At 67.9% G+C, this 16,430-nt stretch carries 2 protein-coding genes and 1 tRNA gene; all 3 read right to left on the reverse strand.

What is annotated here, in order from left to right:
* Window positions 1-16: 16 nt before the first annotated feature.
* Complete coding sequence (locus tag ABZW16_RS32025) at window positions 17-15,049, reverse strand: SDR family NAD(P)-dependent oxidoreductase (protein WP_354959827.1); 15,033 nt, start codon at window positions 15,047-15,049, stop codon at window positions 17-19.
* Complete coding sequence (locus tag ABZW16_RS32030; protein WP_354959828.1) at window positions 15,046-15,345, reverse strand: hypothetical protein; 300 nt, start codon at window positions 15,343-15,345, stop codon at window positions 15,046-15,048. Before ABZW16_RS32030 ends, ABZW16_RS32025 begins: the two co-directional genes overlap by 4 nt.
* 988 nt (window positions 15,346-16,333) lie before the next feature.
* Window positions 16,334-16,407, reverse strand: a tRNA-Met gene (locus ABZW16_RS32035).
* Between the last annotated feature and the right edge of the window lie 23 nt (window positions 16,408-16,430).

Genomic DNA, 16,430 nt, shown 5'->3' on the forward strand with positions numbered 1-16,430 from the left:
GGTCGAGGAACTTGCGTCAACTGAGTTGGTCGATGAAATCGAACAGCTCGCGGTCGTCCGCGGCTTCGAGACTGTCGGCGCCGCCGCCCAGATCGATTTCGCCGGCGTCCTTGCCTTCGAGCTCACGCAGAAGTGCGGTCAACCTGCTTGCGATATCCGACCGGTCCGTAGCCGACAGTTCGGCCGTGGCGCAACTGCGCGCCAGCGACTCGACCTCGGCCGCAATACGTTCCGCGGGGTCGTCGACCGGAACGATCTCCTGCCGGATATAACCGGCCAGCGCCTCCGGGGTGGGATAGTCGAACATCGTGGTCGCGGACAACTGCACGCCCACAGCCGATTTCAGCCGGTTGCGGAATTCCATCACGCCGAGCGAGTCGAACCCGATATCGCTGAACGGCTTGTCCGGAAGGAGCGAGTCCGCGCTGGTGTGTCCCAGCACGAACGCGGCCTGGTTACGGATCACGTCGAGGATGACACGTTCCTGTTCGACTGTCGGGCGGTCGAGCAGTTGCGCAACCAGAGGTGCGGAGCGCCCATTCGACGCTGTCGGCGACTCACTCGTCGTAGCGACCACCGGGCGGCGCGATGCCTGCGACAGGCCACGCATAACCGCGCGCACCTCATCAGGAGCTGCCTCGCCGAGAGCGGTTCGGTCGATCCGGACCGCCACGAACGCCGACCGGCCGCCCGCCAGCGCGGCGTCGAACAGCTCCATGCCGTCCTCGTCGCCCAACGGCAGGAGACCTTCGCGCCGCAGACGGGCGAGGTCGGCCTCGCCGAGCGCGCTGGTCATACCGCCGCTCTGCTCCCATGGCCCCCATACCACCGATGTCGCGGGCAGACCGATGACGTGCCGGTGTTGCGCCAACGCGTCGAGGAAGACATTGGCGGCCGCATAGTTGGCCTGGCCCGGATTGCCGATCACGCCCGCGATCGAGGAGTACAGCACGAACGCCGACAGATCCAAGTCCTTGGTCGCCTCGTGCAGATTCCAGGCCGCATCCACCTTGGGCCGCAACACCGTCGCGATCTGCTCCGACGTCATGGTGGCGAGCAGACCGTCGGCCAGCACACCCGCCGCATGTACGACACCGGTCAACGGATGCTGCGACGGTATTGCCGCCAACACCGCGTCCAGTGCGGCTCGATCGGCCGCGTCACACGCGACCACATCCACGTGCGCACCGAGCGCGGTCAGCTCGGCGGCGAGTTCGGCCGCGCCGGGCGCTTCCGGACCACGCCTACCTGCCAACACCAGTCTGCGCACACCGTGCACTGCGATCAGGTGTCGCGCGGCCACCGCGCCCAATCCTCCGGTGCCGCCGGTGATGAGCACAGTGCCCTCGGGCCGCAACGGCACCGGCACGGTGAGCACGTTCTTGCCGATATGCCGGGCCTGGCTCAGGTACCGGTAGGCGTCCGACGTCTGCCGCAGGTCCCACGCGATGGACGGGTACGGCGACAAATTCCCGGCCTCGAAGAGCTCGACCAGAGCGGTCAGAATCTCGTGCAGCCGATCCGGACCCACCTCCATCAGCATGAAGCTGTGGTAGTCCACCCCCGGATGCTGGGCGGCCACCTCGACCGGATCACGCCGGTCGATCATGCCCATTTCGACGAACCGGCCACCGCGGGGCAGCAGGCGCAACGACGCATCCACGAATTCACCTGCCAGCGAATCCAATACGACGTCCACACCGCGACCGTCGGTGGCGTCGAGGAACTTCTGCTCGAAATCCAATGTGCGCGAGTTACCGATATCGGAGTCGTCGAACCCCAAATCGCGCAACACATTCCACTTGGGCGCACTGGCGGTGACCAACAATCGCAGGCCCAGGTGTCGCGCGAGTTGCACGGCCGCCAGGCCGACACCACCGGTCGCCGCATGCAGCAACAGCGTCTCACCGGGTCGCGCATCGGCCAGGTCGACGAGGCTGTAGTAGGCGGTCGCGTACACGATCGGAACCGCCGCGGCCTGGGTGAACGACCAGCCACGCGGAATCGGCGCAAGCAGTCGACGATCCGCCACCGCCACCGATCCGACACCCGGGATCAACCCGAAAACTCGATCGCCGGGCGCGAATTCGGTCACATCCGGTGCGACCTCCAAGACCACCCCGGCTCCCTCACCGCCGATTCGCGCAGCCTTGTCGGGGTAGGTACCGAGCGCGATCAGCACATCTCGGAAGTTGAGGCCGACCGACCGCATACTCACCCGGACCTGCCCTGGTGCAAGCGGTTCCAACGCATTCGGCTGGTCGCTTACACCGAAGTTGTCTTCGGTCAGCGTGCCTTTGTCGAGCAGCGTCAGCGCCCATGCCGGTGTCCGATGCGACCCGTGCGGAGCCCTATGTGGTGACGCCGCGCGATCGCCTACCGCACCGACCGAGGTGTCGCGCGACGCGACTTCGAGCGGGTTCGAACCACCGCGGTGCAGGCGCGGCGCATACGCCTTTCCGCGCCGCACGGCCAGCTGGGGTTCGTCGCCGGTAGCCGACGCCAGAGCCACAGCGGTCCGATAGTCCGCCCGGTCCTCTATATCGACGAGGAGAATTCGGTCCGGGTTCTCACTCTGTGCCGTACGCAGCAGACCCCACGCCGCTGCCGTTGGCAGGTCCACCCGCTCGTGTGGATGTACGGCGACCGCCTGCCGGGTCACCGCGATGATGCGCCGGTCCTGTGTCAGCAGCCGCCGCACCTGCGCCGCGAGTTCGGTGACCCGATCCCGTACCGCCGCAGGGAGATCGCCGTCGACGGTCGTGGCATCGAGCCGCAACACCGTCGTGTCCCGTCCCGCGATCGTCACGGTTTCACCGTCACCGTCCTCGGCAAGGCTCCAGGCGTCGGCCGTAGTGAGCTCACCGGCGGGCTCGGGTAGCGCGACCCAATTCACCTCGTAGCCAACGCCTTCGGTACGACGGTGCACCGAGCCGAGCGCATCGGCCGACAACATCCGCAGCGTCAGTGCCCCCACTTCGGCCACAGCCACGCCTGCCGGGTCGGCGAGGGTTACGGCTATCCGCTCGCCCGCCCGTCGCCCGACCGCCACCCCCGATCGAAACGCTTCGCGTTGCTCATCTCTTGGCCCGGAGCCGGTCACGGCGGCACAGACCCGCACGGTGGTCGCGCCCGTCGCATGCAGGGCGATGTTCTCCCAGGAGAACGGGACGGCGATCGCACCGGCCCGGGTTTCGGGAGCCAGCCCACCGAGCAGGATCGCGTGTAGCGCGGCATCCAACAATGCCGGATGCACACCGTATTTCGCGCCGTCCGATCGTGCGGGCTCCGGCAATACGACCTCCGCGAACACCGCACCGTCGCGCCCCCACAGGGCAGTCAGTCCGCGGAACGCCGGTCCGTATTCATAGCCCCGCTCGGCCAGATCCGCGTAGGCGTGATCGATCGCTATCGCCGTCGCATCCGCGGGCGGCCAGCTCACCGGACCGGAGTCGACCGGGGGCGTGTCCGCCCCCGCGGTGACCGTCGCGACCGCATGGCGCACCCACTGGTCCGAATCGTCGCTGCGCGAGTCCGGATCACCACTGTTCGACCGCGAGTACACCGACACCGTCCGTGCGCCGGTTTCCCCCGGTCCACCCGCTACCACCCGCAGCTCGACGGCCCCGGCAGCCGGTATCGGCAGGGGTGCCTCGATGACCAGCTCCGCCAGTCGCGGGCATTCCACCGCCGTTCCCACGTGCAGGGCCAGCTCCACGAGGGCGGCGCCGGGCAGCAACGTCACCCCGGCAACGGCATGATCGGCCAGCCAAGGATGACCGGCTCGCGACAGCCTCCCGGTGAACACCACATCCGGGGAATCCGGCAACCGCACCATCGCGCCCAACAGCGGATGCCCCGCATCGTCCAAGCCCGACTGCCACAACTCCGGCGCATCGACCGGCTGCGCCCAGTAGCGTCGATGCTGGAACGCATAGGTGGGCAACGTCACCCGATCCGTGGGGCGGCCCGCATACAGCGGCGTCCAGTCCACCCTTACACCGACAACAGCGGCTTGTGCCAGCGCGGACACGAACTGAGTCGGCTCGTCGATCGAGCGCCGGGCGGCCGCGACCACCGTCGATTTGGCCTCGACGGCCGGAGTCTCGACCAGACATTGCCGAGTCATCGCGGCCAGCACCGCATCCGGTCCGATCTCCACGAACCGCCGCACACCCGCCTCGACCAGGGCGTCGATCCCCGGTGCGAACCGGACGCACCCGCGCACCTGCTCGACCCAGTACTCGGGATCGGTCAGCTCGGCAGCGACCACGACCGCCGAAACGTTCGACACGATCGGCAGCGACGGCTCCCGATACGTCAATCCTTCGGCGACAGACCGGAACTCGTCGAGCATCGGCTCCATCAACACCGAGTGGAATGCGTGACTGACCCGCAGCCGGGAGGTCTGCACTCCCTTCCCGACAAGCCGATCACCGATCTCGGCTATCGCGGACAGCTCCCCGGACAACACCACCGACGACGGACTGTTCACCGCCGCCAACGACACCCGCCCGCCGAACTCGGCCAGCACCTCCAACGCCTCGGCCTCTGACACCGCGACCGCGAGCATTGCCCCGCCCTCCGGCAGGGCACCCATCAACCGACCCCGCGCCACAACCAGCGCACACGCATCCTCGAGCGACCACACCCCCGCCACATACGCCGCCGCCAACTCGCCGATCGAATGCCCGATCAGCAGATCCGGTGTCACACCGAATGATTCGAACAACCGGAACAACGCCACCTCGAACGCGAACAATGCCGGCTGGGTGAATTCGGTCCGATCCAACACCCCCTCGGCGTCGGCGAACATCAGCTCCTTCAACGACAGCGCGGAGCTCGGCGAGGGGTGGTGGTCGGGCAACGGGTTGGCCCGACCCAACAACGGATCGACCTGGGCACACACCTCGTCGAACGCCGCCGCGAATACCGGAAACGCCTCGTACAGCCCCGCACCCATCCCCACCCGCTGCGCACCCTGCCCGGTGAACAGAAACGCCGTCTTCCCCGAACCCGCCGTCCCCTCGATCGTGCCCGGCGAACCCACCGCCAAATCGGCCAGACCCGCCAGCAGTTCGTCCCGATCCCGACCGACGACGGCCCCCCGACGATCCAGCAATGCCCGCGAGTCCACCAATGACCGCGCCACCGACCAGATGTCGACCTCCGGGCGATCGGCCGACCACGCCCGCAACCGCTCGGCCTGCGCCCGCAGGCCCTCCGCCGAGGTGGCCGATATCGTCCACGCCACAGCGACATCGACGTTCGGCAGGGCCGAACCGTGCTCGGGCATCGATGCCACCCGAACCGGAGCCTCCTCGATGATCACGTGCGCGTTGGTGCCGCTGATTCCGAACGAGGACACACCGGCTCGGCGAATCGTCCCCCCTGCGCGCCATGGTTCCGGCCGGGTCAGCAGGCGCACCGCGCCGGCCGACCAATCCACGTGCGGGGACGGCGTTTCCGCGTGCAAGCTCGGGGGCAGGGTTTCGTGTCGCAGCGACTGCACCATCTTGATCACGCCACCGACACCGGCCGCCGCGACGGTATGGCCGATATTCGATTTGATCGATCCGATGCGCAGCGGCTCCCGATCCCCGCGCTCCTGCCCGTATGCGGCGATCAACGCGTTGGCTTCGATGGGATCCCCCAGCGGAGTACCGGTCCCGTGCGCTTCCACCGCATCCACGTCGGCGGGGGTGAGCCCGGCATTCGCGAGGGCCTGCGCGATCACTCGCTCCTGCGACGGACCGTTCGGCGCTGTCAGGCCATTGCTCGCGCCGTCCTGGTTCACTGCGCTGCCCCGAACGACGGCCAGGATGTCGTGGCCCAGCCGCTGCGCGTCCGACAGCCGCTCCAACACCAGTACGCCCACGCCTTCGGCGAAGGCCACACCGTCGGCGGCGGCGGAGAACGCCTTGCAGCGTCCATCCGGCGACAGGCCACGTTGCCGCGCGAAATCCACGGAGAGATAAGGGGTTGCGGCCACGGTGACGCCGCCGGCCAACGCCAGCGACGTTTCGCCCTGACGCAGGGCCTGACACGCCAGATGCAATGCCACCAGTGAGGACGAGCATGCGGTATCGATCGTGACCGCTGGTCCCTCGAGGCCGAACACGTAGGCGACGCGGCCGGAGACGACACTGTGGGTGGTGCCGGTCAGCCGGAACCCCTCGAGGTCACCGGTGACGCGGTCGACATATCCGGAGGCGCACGCGCCCGCGAACACGCCGGTATCGCTGCCGCGCAACGTGACCGGGTCGATTCCGGACTGCTCCAATGCCTCCCATGAGGCTTCCAGCAGCAACCGCTGCTGCGGATCCATCGCCAGGGCCTCGCGCGGGCTGATTCCGAAGAATCCGGCGTCGAAATCACCGGCATCGTCCAGGAAGCCGCCGCCGCGGCTGTAGACCGTGCCGGGTTTGTCCGGATCCTGGTCGATCAGCTGCTCGAGATCCCAGCCGCGATCGTTCGGGAATTCCGTGGTGGCATCGGTACCCGACCGCACCAGATCCCACAACTGCTCCGGGGTTCGGACGCCGCCGGGGAACCGGCAGCTCATGCCGACGATCGCGATGGGCTCGTCCACGCGTACCCGGCGCGACACCCGTGTCGTCCTGGAACCGGACTCCGTTCCCTCGATCTTGGCGTGCAAGAGGGTGGCAACCGCCGCAGCGGTGGGGTGGTCGAAGACCAGGGTGGACGGCAGCTGGACACCGGTGGCCTTGGACAGGCGGTTGCGGAATTCGACGCCGCCGAGCGAGTCGAATCCCAGTGCGTCGAATCGGGCGTCGGGGCTGATTTCTTCGGCGGAGCCGTGCCCGAGCACAGCTGCCGCATGCTCCCGGACCAGCTCGAGCACCACCGCGGATCGTTCGGCCTCCGGTACCCGGCTCAGTCGGGTGCCCAGCGAACTCGACGCGGTCGCGGACGGGGCTGGGGTGCGCGGCAGGAAGCCGCGGAGCACCGCGGGCACCGCACCGTCGCGCGCTTCGCGCCGCAGCTGCGCCGGGTCGAAGCCGATCGCTGCCAGGTGTGCGGCAGCGCGGTTGGTGGCCGTATCGAACAGCCGGAGACCTTCGTCGTTCCCGAGCGGGTACAGACCGAGCCTTTCCCAGCGGGCGACGGCACTGCGGTCCAAGCCACCGGCCATACCGGCGGCGGAATTCCAGGGCCCCCAGGCCAGCGATATCGCTGGCAGCCCTTCGGCACGGCGACGGTGCGCCAGCGCGTCGAGAAATGCGTTGGCTGCCGCGTAGTTGCCCTGTCCCGCCGATCCGATCGTTGCGGCGACGGATGAGAACAGTACGAAGGCCGATAGGTCACGGTCGCGAGTGAGCTCGTGCAGATGCCATGCGGCCGCAGCCTTCGAGTCGAACACGCGCCGCAGTTGCTCGGCGGTCAGGCCCGCGAGGGTGCCATCGTCGAGGACACCCGCCGCATGGACCACGCCGGTCAGCGGATGATCGGCCTCGATCGAATCCAGCAGCGAACGGAGGGCTTCTCGATCCGCTACATCGCAGGCCGCCACCCTGACAGTAGCGCCGGCTTCCGACAGCTCGGACACCAGTTCCGTTGCGCCGTTCGCATTTTCGCCACGCCTGGACACCAGCAGCAGACGGCGGACTCCGTGTGCGGTGACCAGACGTCGGGCCACAAGCGCGCCGAGACCACCGGTGCCGCCGGTTATCAGTACGGTGCCATCGCCAAATGACAGCGTCGCGTGGCGACTCGTTGGGGGGTGTTGGTCGGGCGACGAGTGAGCCAGCATCGCGTCGCGACTCGATGAGGGGTGGCGGTCGGGCGACGAGTGAGCCAGCATCGCGTCGCGACTCGATGAGGGGTGGAGGTCGGGCGACGGCTGGGCCAGCCCCGGCTCGGCATCGCGCTCGGCTCGTGCTTTCGCGAGTCTGGGCACGAGCAATGCTCCGGAGCGCACCGCTACCTGTGGTTCGCCTGCCGCGATCACCGCGCCGATCGGCATCGAACCCCCCAGGGGCGCAGCGGCCGACGGATCGGCGTCGATGAGAACGAACCGGCCCGGATATTCGGATTGGGCGCTGCGCAACAGGCCCCAGACGGCTGCCGCGGCGAGATCCGGTGCCTCGCCCGGCAGCGCGGCACCGTTGGTGGTCACCACGACCAGCCGAGCGTCGGCCAGACGATCTTCGGCCAGCCAGGACTGCACTGTCGCCAAGACCGTTTCCAGGTGGCGGCGAACGGCCGCCGGATCGTCGGCCGCGGCGAGAACCTCCGGACACCAGACCACGACATCAGGAATCGCTTGTGCCGCAGCGAGTTCCGATGGACTCGGCGAGCAGGTGTCGATTCCGGCGACCGGCGCCGAACCGAGGACGGCCATCCGGTCCGCGGACAGACTCGGTGTCGCGGCCGGCGCCGGTGTCCACTGGACCTCGTAGAGGCCGGTGTCATCCCCGGCCAGTGCGCCGCGCATCTGTTTCACGTCATAGGGCCGCATCACGACCGCGTCGACGGAGACGACAGGCAGTCCCGAATCATCGACGGTCGCAACGGAGATCGTCTCCGGGCCACTCGCCACGGCGATGACCCGCAGCGTCGTCGCCTTGACCAGCGGCTGGTGCAGTCGCGCCCCGCCCCAGCGGAACAGCAACCGGCCGGTGTTCGGATCGCCGTCCTGATCGCGCCAGACGAGCCCGGCCAGCCCGGCGTGCATCACCAGGTCGAGCAGAGCGGGATGCAGATCGAACCGCTCCGGTTGGGGCGCGGCCGCGGTGTCCAGGGTGATCTCGGAGAAGACGGTCTCGCCCCGCTGCCATGCGGCGTCGACGCCGATGAACGCCGGACCGTATTCGAGTCCAGAGCCCGTGGCGATTCGCTCGGGAATCCATGCGGGGTCGAGAGTTTCGGCATCGACCGGTGGCCAGGCCTCGTCCCGCAGCCGTTCCAGCAGAGCATCGTTGCCGTCCCATGAGGGGGCCAGCACTCCGCTGGCATTGCGCACCCATTCGCCCGCTCGGCGACCCACCTTGCGGAAGTAGAAGCGGAACGGCCGTCGCCCGTTCCCATCCGCCTCCTGCACCGACACCTGGAGTTCGACCTCGTCGTCTTCCGACGGAAGTATCGGAGCCTCCAGGGTCAGCTCTTCGACGACGCCGCAATCGATTCTGCTGCCCGCGACGAGCAGGAACTCGACGAGGGTCGCGCTCGGCAGCACCACGGTGCCGTAGGTCATGTGGTCGGCGACCCAGGGGTCGGTCGGCAGCGAGAACCGGCCGGTGAAAACGAACTCGTCCTTACCGGCCACCGGCACCACACCGGTGAGCAGCGGGTGGCCGAGGGCGTCGCCCGTGGCTTCGGGACGCGGCGGCAACCAGAATCGCTGGTGCCGGAAGGCGTACGTGGGCAGGGGAACTCGTCGTCGTGCCGGGCGACGCAACAGCGCCGTCCAATCCACACTCGCACCGGACGTGTGAGCATGTGCCAGCATCGTCAGGAACTGTTGGGGCTCATCGTGATCCCGGCGCGCGGCCGCGGCCACCACCGACGCGGACTCCCCGCCCTCCGGAAGGGTCTGCCGAGTCAGCGCCGCCAGTACCGCGTCGGGCCCCACTTCCAGGAATCGGCGCACACCCGAGGCGATCAGCGTCTCGATACCCGGCGCGAAGCGCACCGCGGCACGCACTTGCCGGACCCAGTAGGCAGGTTCCAGTACCTCGTCCCCGGCGAGCTGACCGGACACATTCGATAGCACCGGAAGGCGCAGCCGGTTGTACGTCAAGTCCTTTGCGACAGACTCGAATTCGGCCAGCATCGGCTCCATCCGATGCGAGTGGAAGGCGTGGCTGACCCGCAGTCGCGACGTCTTGCGGCCGCGCTCGGCGAATAGGGCGTCGATCTCGGCAACCGCGTCCTCGTCACCCGAGATCACCAGGGCCGCAGGCGCGTTCACCGCGGCGACCGACACGCGGCCGGGATACCCGGCGACGACATCGTTCACCTCGGTTTCGGATGCTCCGATGGCCAGCATTGCGCCGCCCTCGGGCAACGCACCCATGAGACGGCCGCGCGCCGCCACCAACCGGCAGGCATCCTCGAGCGACCACAGGCCCGCGAGGTATGCGGCCGCGACTTCTCCGATCGAGTGGCCGATCAACACGTCCGGGGTGACGCCGAACGACTCGAGCAGGCGATACAGCGCCACCTCGAAGGCGAACAACGCAGGCTGGGTGAACTCCGTCCGATCCAGCACCGTGACATCGGTACCGCCAGGAGCGGCGCCGCTGAACATGAGTTGTTTCAGCGAGCACTCCAGCACCGGATCGAACTGGGCGCACACCGAATCCAACGCGTCCGCGAATACCGGGAACGCCTCGTACAGGCCTGCACCCATGCCGATCCGCTGTGCACCCTGACCGGTGCACAAGAACGCCGTCGTCCCCGAGCCGATGGCGCCTGCGATGACACCGGTGCCGGTCCCCGATTCGGCGAGATCGGCCAGCCGCTCGAGCAACTCGTCCCGATCACGACCGAGGATCACACCGCGCGAGTCCAGCTGCGCCCGCGACGTCGCCAGTGCATAGGCCGCATCCGCGGCGTCGATCTCCGGCCGCTCCGACAGCCAGGCACGCAGCCGGGCGGCCTGCGCGCGCAGACCTGCCTCGCCCTTACCCGACACCAGCACCGGGGTGACCGGCACGGTGATATTCGAGTGCCGTTGCGCATCGCCGCCGATGTCACCCTCGGTAGCCGCTACCGGTGCAGCAGGTGCCTCTTCGAGGATCACATGCGCGTTGGTGCCGCTGATTCCGAACGACGACACACCAGCCCGACGCACTCGATCGCCCGCGGTCCACGGTTCGGCTTCGGTCAGTAGGCGCACCGCGCCCGCGGCCCAATCCACGTGCGGTGACGGCGTTTCGGCGTGCAGCGACCGCGGCAGCCGCTCGTGCCGCATCGCCTGCACCATCTTGATCACCCCGGCCACACCGGCGGCGGCAACCGTATGGCCGATATTCGATTTCAAGGAACCGATCCGCAACGGTTCCCGATCGCCGCGCTCCTGTCCGTAGGCGGCGATCAGCGCCTGCGCTTCGATCGGATCACCCAGGGCCGTGCCGGTTCCGTGCGCCTCCACCGCGTCCACGTCGACCGCCGAGATCCCCGCATTGGCGAGGGCCTGCGCGATGACCCGCTCCTGCGACGGACCGTTCGGCGCGGTCAGGCCATTGCTCGCGCCGTCCTGGTTCACCGCACTACCGCGAACAACGGCCAAGATGTTGTGGCCCAGCCGCTGTGCATCCGAAAGCCGCTCGAGCACAAGCACACCCGAGCCCTCCGACCACGCCACCCCGTCGGCGGCAGCCGAGAACGCCTTGCAGCGACCGTCCGGCGACAGGCCGCGCTGGCGCGCGAAGTCCACGTACAGATACGGGCTGGCGGCGACGGTCACACCACCGGCGAGCACCAGCGAGCTGTCGCCCTGGCGCAGCGCCTGGCAGGCCAGGTGCAACGCCACCAGCGATGACGAGCACGCCGTATCCACCGTCACCGCAGGCCCTTCCAGGCCGAACGCGTACGCGACGCGACCCGAGATGACGCTGTGCGATGTGCCGGTCAGCCGGAAACCCTCCAGGTCACCGGTCACTCGCCGGGCGTATCCCGACGAGCAGGCACCGGCGAAGACGCCGGTGTCGCTGCCCCGCAACGACACCGGGTCGATACCCGCGTCCTCCAGGGCTTCCCAGGCTGTTTCGAGCAGCAGCCGCTGCTGCGGATCCATCGCCAGCGCTTCGCGAGGACTGATGCCGAAGAAACCGGGATCGAAATCGCCTGCACCGCCGAGGAATCCACCGTGGCGTGTGTAAACCTTTCCCGGCTTGTCGGGGTCCGGGTCGAACAGCCGGTCCAGGTCCCAGCCGCGGTCGGTGGGGAATTCGCCGATGGCGTCCCGCCCCGCCGCGAGCAGATCCCACAGATCCTCGGCGGACCGAACACCGCCCGGGAATCGGGCACTCATGCCGACGATCGCGATCGGCTCGTCCGAAGTCGTGCGCCGCGCTACCCGCCGCTGCCCGCGGTCGGTCCCAGTGACCCGTTCCCGCAGCAGCGCCGCGACCGCACTCCCGGTCGGATGGTCGAAGATGAGCGTCTTCGGCAGCGGCACACCGGTAGCCCGCATCAGTCGGTTCTGCAGCTCCACCCCGCTGACGGAGTCGAACCCGAACTCGGTGAACGGCAGGTCGGGGTGAATTGATAGGGCCGACTCGTGGCCTAGTACGGCAGCGGCATGCTCACGAACGATATCGAGAACTACGGTGTCGCGCTGATATTCGGGGACCGCCAGCAGTTTGCGTGCCAGCGGCCCGTCGTCCCATGTTCCGGTCTGCTCATTTCCCTCGGAAATCTGCTCCTCGGTTGCCGCAACGACATCGGTTACCCGAGAAACGGCGGACACACCGGCCCAGAAACTGCGGCGCTGGAACGCGTACGGCGGCAGGTCGACCCGCGCCCCACCGGAGACCAGCGCGTGCGGATCCACCTGCACACCGGCGCAATGGGCCTGGCCCAGCGACGCCATGAACCGTTCCGGGCCACCCGCACCGCGCCGCAACGATCCGACAACAGACACGCCCTCGACCGCACCGGCCGCCTCGGCGGTTACGCCGATGCCCATCGTGAGCACCGGATGCGGACTCGCCTCGATGAACCCGTTGATACCGGCACCGATCAGCGCCGTCACGGCATCGGCGAATCGAACCGGTTCCCGCAATGACCGATACCAGTATTCGGCGTCCAGTTCCGCCGTATCCAACCGATCGGCGAATACCGTCGAGAAGAACGGCACCGACCCGGATTGCGGGCGGATCGGCTCCAGTTCCTCGAGCAGCCGATCACGCAGCCGCTCAACCGCTTTCGAATGCGACGCGTAATCCACCGGAATCCGCCGGGCCCATATACCGTCGCGGGCGCAGTCGGCGAGGAAGTCCGCCATCGCCGACGCATCACCGGCTATCACACTTTGCGCCGGTCCGTTCACCGCCGCCAACGACAGCCGATCCCCATGTGCCGATAGACGTTCCCGGACCGCATCCGCGCCGAGTCCGATCGAGGCCATACCGCCCTGTCCGGCCAGCTCATCGGCGACCGCCCGCGATCGGAGAGCCACCACCCGCGCCGCATCGGACAGCGACAGTCCACCGGCAACGTAGGCGGCGGCGATCTCGCCTTGGGAATGGCCGATCACCACGTCCGGCTGCACACCGGCCGCTCGCCACATCCGGGCCAGTGAGACCATCACCGCGAACAGCACCGGCTGCACCACATCCACGCGATCCAGCGGGGGCGCGTCACCTTCGCGACGCAGCACCGCCGTCAGCGACCAGTCCACGTACGGGGCAAGCGCCGCTTCACATTCCGCAATCGACTCCGCGAACGCCCCACCCGCATCCAACAGCCCGAGCGCCATACCCTCCCACTGGCTGCCCTGCCCCGGGAAGACGAACGCGACCCGCCGCGGCTCGGCCCGGGCGGTTGTCGGCTCGATCGCCGCGGCGGGTGCGGACGGGTCGGCCAGGGCCGCCAACCCGGCCAGCAGCTCCTCGCGATTCCCCCCGACGACGTTGCCGCGCCACTCCATTTGGGCTCGCGTGGCCAGCAACGAGTGCGCCACATCGACCACATCCAGCTCTGGATGGCGCAGCAGCCACTCCCGCAGCCGGGCCGCTTGCGCACCCACGCCGCTCTCGCTGCGGGCCGACACCACCCACGGAACCGCACCGACCGCGCTGTCCACCGTGGACGCGGCGGATACGACGGCAGGCGCCTCCTCCACGATCACGTGGGCATTCGATCCCCCCATACCGAACGAGGACACACCTGCCCTGCGCACGTCGGCAACGGGCCAGCTCTCGGTGCCCGTCACCACCCGTAAACCCAGGTCCGCGAGCGGAATTCGCGGATTCGGTGTCTCGAAGTTCAGGCTGGCCACCAGTTCTCGGTGACTCAGCCCGAGCACGGTCTTGATCAGGCCCGCGATACCGGAAGCACCTTCCAGATGCCCGATATTCGTCTTGACCGATCCGACGGCCAGCGGCGCACCCTGCGCCCGGCCCACCCCGTAGATATCGCCGAGCGCGGCGGCCTCGATCGGATCACCGGCGGGTGTTCCGGTGCCGTGCAATTCGACGTACTGCACCGACGGCGCTTCGACACCTGCCGCGGTCAGCGCGGCCCGGATCGCCGCCGCCTGCGCATCTCGACTCGGGGCAGTCAGCACTCGGCGTTCATTGCCGGTATTGACCGCACTGCCGCGGATCACGGCGTGGATCCGGTCGCCGTCGGCGACCGCCTGCGCGAGTGGTTTCAGCACCACCATGCCGCCACCCTCGCCGCGCACGAACCCGTCGGCCCGCGCGTCGAACGTGTAGCAGGCGCCGAGCGCCGACTGTGCGCCGAACTGCTCGATACGCTCACTGCTCGTCGGCGACAGGATCAGGTTCAGGCCACCGGCCAGGGCCACGTCGCTCTCGCCGCTGCGCAGGCTCTCACATGCCAGATGAACCGCGACCAGCGAGGATGCCTGGGCGCTGTCGACCACGATGCTCGGGCCGCTGAAACCGAAGTGGTTCGATACGCGGTTGGCGATGATGCCGCGTCCGACACCCCACAGCGAGTGGCGGCTGACGCCCGGGCCACCTCGAGAGGCCAGGACTTCGGCGAAATCACTTCCGGTGCTACCGAGGAACACACCACACCGCCGGGCATCGCGCGCCGTGGCGGCCAGGCCCGCATCCTCGAGCGCCTCCCAGCTCAATTCCAGTGCCAGCAGCTGCTGCGGATCGATGGCGCGCGCCTCATTGGGCGAGACCCCGAAGAAGTCCGCGTCGAATTCCCCTACGGTGTCGACGAATCCGGCCCGCTCGGTGATGCTCCCCCGGCTCGGGGGAGCTGTGCCGATCGCGCCGCGCCCCGCCCTGAGCAGCTGCCAGAAACTGTCGAGATCGGCCGCGCCCGGCATTCTGCAGGACATGCCAACGATAGCGACGGCAAACGCCGATCCGGTCACCTCTGAACATCCTTCCTCGAGGTACCCACGAACTTCGCGACCTCACTCGCTGCCAAAATGTCGAAGACGACCGTGGCCAGCAAGTTTCGTCCTTCTACCCGGGCCAACCGGTCGCGAAACTCCAGATCGCCGAACGCCTCGAGTCCGAGTTCGGTGCACGGCGCGCCGACCTCGCTCTCATCGACGGAGCTGGATCCGTTCTCGATTCGGCACTCCCACCGTGGTTCCTGGGCGATAGCGCTCGACGGACGGCCGCCGCCTCCCGCGACATCGATCCGGGCCGCGGAGCAGGTCATGTCACCATCAATTCGTAGATCTGGCTAAAGAGTTGATAAGCAGGTCGACTCAGGCGATTCCTGCTTCGACACAACGGATTTCGACGCGTTCGAGGCTCGGCGAAGAGCCCCGAATGATGTGGAGCGTCTTCCGCAGACGGCCTGGGGCCCAAAGAGATGGTGTAGGCCCAGACTGGACCCGGCTGTGCCGCCGGGCTCAGTAGAGCAATTGATCAGCGAGCGACGCTGAAGAGTGAAGCGCTACGTGGACATGCCACAGGATCGAGGCGCCCGTACGAGAGTTATTCGAACAGCAGGAGTCATCGTACTGAACAGTAATTAGACGATCTTGACCTTGTCAACCGTCCGGTAGCCTCACGACAGTTACCCTGGCCGGGGCCTCGATCGTGTGTCCGTTCACCACGGTGAGATCGTACGATCGGCAGACTGCCAAAGCTCTCCACTGGCGAGAAATCCGAGGTCACCGGTCCGCAGGCGTGAGCCGACACACTGCGCTCGGCTACGCACCGAACGTGCGTGCACTCTTCCGGCTGGCGCCGAGTAGCCCAGCACAACGCCGTCCGATCCGGTTCAGATAGTGGAATCCCCTCACCCTGCTGGTCGACGCAAGGACTCTGCGATCCGGGGATAGCGACCGCCAGCCGGTTGCGGAGTCCACCCGGTCACGAACAACGTCCACTCAGCAAACCCGTAGCACTGGAGAAAACCGCCCGCATCCAAGTAGTCACCGCCGGGCCGCACGACATGATGGAGGCGGCCTGATGAAAGGTCGCGTTTACCAACGCGGTTCGAGCTGGTGCTCCTCGCCGGAGTTGAGCGAGAAGGGCAGGCCCTTCGAGAGGACGGTCGCGGCGTCCACCCGGTTGCGCGATGCCGACCCGAGTCGGCGACTGGCCCAGAATCGTGAGCTTGACCAAGGTTGCTGAATTCGTTCCCGAGCACCAATGAGAAACGGCCCGGAACAATGTGTTCCGGGCCGTTTCCCTAGTAGCGGGGACAGGATTTGAACCTGCGACCTCTGGGTTATGAGCCCAGCGAGCTACCGAGCTGCTCCACCCCGCGTCGGTAAACACAACATTAAAGAT

The organism is Nocardia sp. NPDC004604, assembly GCF_040609795.1.
Classification (GTDB): Bacteria; Actinomycetota; Actinomycetes; order Mycobacteriales; family Mycobacteriaceae; genus Nocardia.

Coding starts and splice junctions, on each gene's coding strand:
- ABZW16_RS32030 (WP_354959828.1), bottom strand. CDS start 15,345: ATGACCTGCTCCGCGGCCCGGATCGATGTCGCGGGAGGCGGCGGCCGT.